The 2,662-nt window shown below is 76.7% G+C and carries 1 pseudogene; it reads right to left on the bottom strand.

The window, feature by feature from the left end:
• Positions 1–2,582: pseudogene (locus tag ABZ641_RS32275) on the bottom strand (DNA-binding protein); the annotation flags it as partial.
• Positions 2,583–2,662 lie beyond the last annotated feature (80 nt).

Below are 2,662 nucleotides of genomic sequence, written 5' to 3'. Positions count from 1 at the left end.
GCGGGCACCAGGGCGGTGAGCAGCCGGCGCCGGGTGGCGGCGCCCAGCGAGCGCAGCTCGTCCCGGGCGACCGCCGCGTCGGCGACCTTCAGCCCGAGCAGCGCCCGGGTGTCGGCGGGCAGGAAGTTGCGCTCCCACTTCTCGACCTGCGGCAGGCCGGCCACCACCAGGGCGGCCATGGTGCCGGTGACACCGGTGAGTTCGGCGAACCGCTCGGCGGCCTCCGGGAACCACGGGGCGGGCTCGCGGTCCGCGGCGTACGCCAGCAGCGCGGCCGCCCGGTCGTTCCCGGCGTCCTCCAGCGGTTCGCAGGAGAGCAGGGTGTACGGCGCCGGCGCCTCGAAGCGGCCGGACGGGTCGTGGAAGAGCACGGTCGACTCGGTGTCGCCGTTGGCCGCCACGTCGCCGTCGACGAACAGCAGGAACGCGCCGCCGCCGAGCGGCAGCAGCATGTCGCGGTCGCCGTTGCGGGTCGAGCCGTCGCGGTCGGCCAGGTGGACGGCCCCGACGTGCAGCCTGGCGGTGCGCCAGTGCGCCGTCCCCGCCGGGTCGGTGAGGCCCACCCCGGACAGCACCTCGAACAGGCCGCGCAGTGCCGCGCGGTCCTCGGGGGTGCTGGTGGCGGACACCGCGCGCAGCGCGGTCGCCGCGGTCAGCCGGGGCAGCTGCTCCCAGTCCACCCGCACGTACGGGGTCTCCGTGGCGTCCAGGTGCACCGTGCCCGGGGCCGCGGCCTCGGCCTCGGGGGAGGCCGCCCGGGCCAGGAAGCGCACCTGCTCGGCGGTGTAGCGGCTCTGCTGGGTGTTGTACCAGTTGGACGCCATGCCGAGGCCGCTGAGCGCCGTCTGCAGCTCCTGGTCGCCGGGGCCGGGGGCCTCCTCGACCGGGGCGGCGCCGCCGGAGAGCTCCAGCTCCAGGCGCTCGGCGACGGCGGTGAGCCGCTGCTGCGGGGCGGCGGCGTAGCGCAGCAGTCCGGCGATGCCGGCCAGCAGCCGCTCGTCGGTGACCTCCGGCAGGATCGCGCGGATCGCGGCGGTGAACTCCGCGGGGCGCTGCGGGTCGTCCTCGGCGGCGGCCTTGAGCAGGGCGGCGGCCGTGCCGTCGTCGAGCCGGCGCAGCGCGGCGGAGCCCTGCGGGTCGCGCGGCTGCAGGTAGTGCCAGTAGCGCAGCGGCGGCAGGATCAGGGTGCCCTCGGCGAACACGCCGGGGACGTCGTCGGTGCGGACGGTGGCCGTGGTGGCGCCGTCCGCGTCGACCAGCCGGACGCCGTAGGTGCCGTCCCGGACGACGGCCTGCGGCCGGTCGGCGCCGGGGAACTGCACCAGGCGCAGCGGGCAGCCCCGGCTCGGCGGCATGGTGATGCCGCGTCCGGCGAGGTCCTCGCCGCGGTGCGAGCCGTCGGGCAGGGTGAGGGTGCGCCAGCCGAGCAGGCCGTCCACCGGCGCGCCGGAGGGCGTGGTGTCGCCGGTCGGCGCGGGCATCACCCAGCCGCCGCAGGCCTTGCTGCCCGCCGGGGCGTCCCGCAGGGCGTCGGCGAGGAAGGCGGGGTCGGCGGCCCGGCCGACGGTGTCGGTCGCCGGGTCGTACTCGTGCCAGGTGTACGCGGCGTCGCCGCCCGGGTCGGCCCACACCCAGAAGGTGCGGCCGTCGCCGATGATCCGGCGCTCGCCGGGCAGCGCGGTGTCCCCGGCGTGCACGGTGCCCTTGCCGCCGGTGCGGCCGCCGCCGTCGAGCGGCAGGCTGTGGCTGTTCAGTGAGCCCAGCCAGTAGGTGCGGGTGCCGCGCCGGGAGGTGTTCTCGGGCATGGTGAACACGCGGTCCGCGGCGGTGTGCCAGTAGCCGAGGAAGCGGCGGTTGTTGGCCTGCGACTGCCAGTGGACGAGCAGCGAGCCGTCCACGTAGTGGAAGCCGGTCTCGGAGGAGTCCCCGGCGGGGATCCGCAGGTCGTGGCGGAGCACGGTGCCGTCGGCGCCGAGCACCCGGGCCTGCGAGGGACCGGCCGCGATCAGGTGCGGCCAGGCGTCGGCGACGACGATGTCGTCGACGTCCTTGCGGGCGACGAGCTCCGCGGCGGCCTCGTCCCAGGCGGGCCAGCCCAGCTCGTCGATCACGCCGGCGCGCAGCGAACGGGCGACCACCGCCGACAGGTCGGTGGAGGCCGCGGCGCGGACCTCCTCCTCCGCCAGCACCAGCACCTCGCCCGGCAGCCAGCCGAGCTTCTGGAAGGCGTTCGGCAGGTCGGGCAGGCCGGCGGCGCGGGGCTGCCGGGCGACGCCGGCCATCCACTCGGCGAGCATCGGCCGCCCGCCCGGCGAGCTCGCCAGCAGGGCGAAGGCACGCCGTCCGTCGACGTCGTTGTTGATCCGGTCGGCGCCGTTGCGGAACGCCGGCCGGAAGCGCGGGTCGGCCTCCAGCGCGGTCAGGTCGCGCTGCTCGTCCTCCTGCGCCCAGACGTCCAGCCGCAGCGCGGTGTGCTCGGCCGGGTCGGCGACCGGCACGCCGAGGGCGAGCAGGGTGTCCAGCAGGTTGACGTTGGTCTCGGGGACGTTGACCGCGGTGCCGGCCGCCCGGTTGCCTTCCACGCTACTCCGTCGTACCCTCCCGGGCGGCCCACCGCGGGAGTAGCCTCGAAGGCATCCAGGGCATCACGCATCCCGCTCCC

Origin of the sequence: Kitasatospora sp. NPDC007106 (assembly GCF_040634455.1) — a bacterium.
Taxonomy (GTDB): Bacteria; Actinomycetota; Actinomycetes; order Streptomycetales; family Streptomycetaceae; genus Kitasatospora; species Kitasatospora arboriphila.
This window is presented reverse-complemented; position numbering and strand designations above follow the sequence as displayed.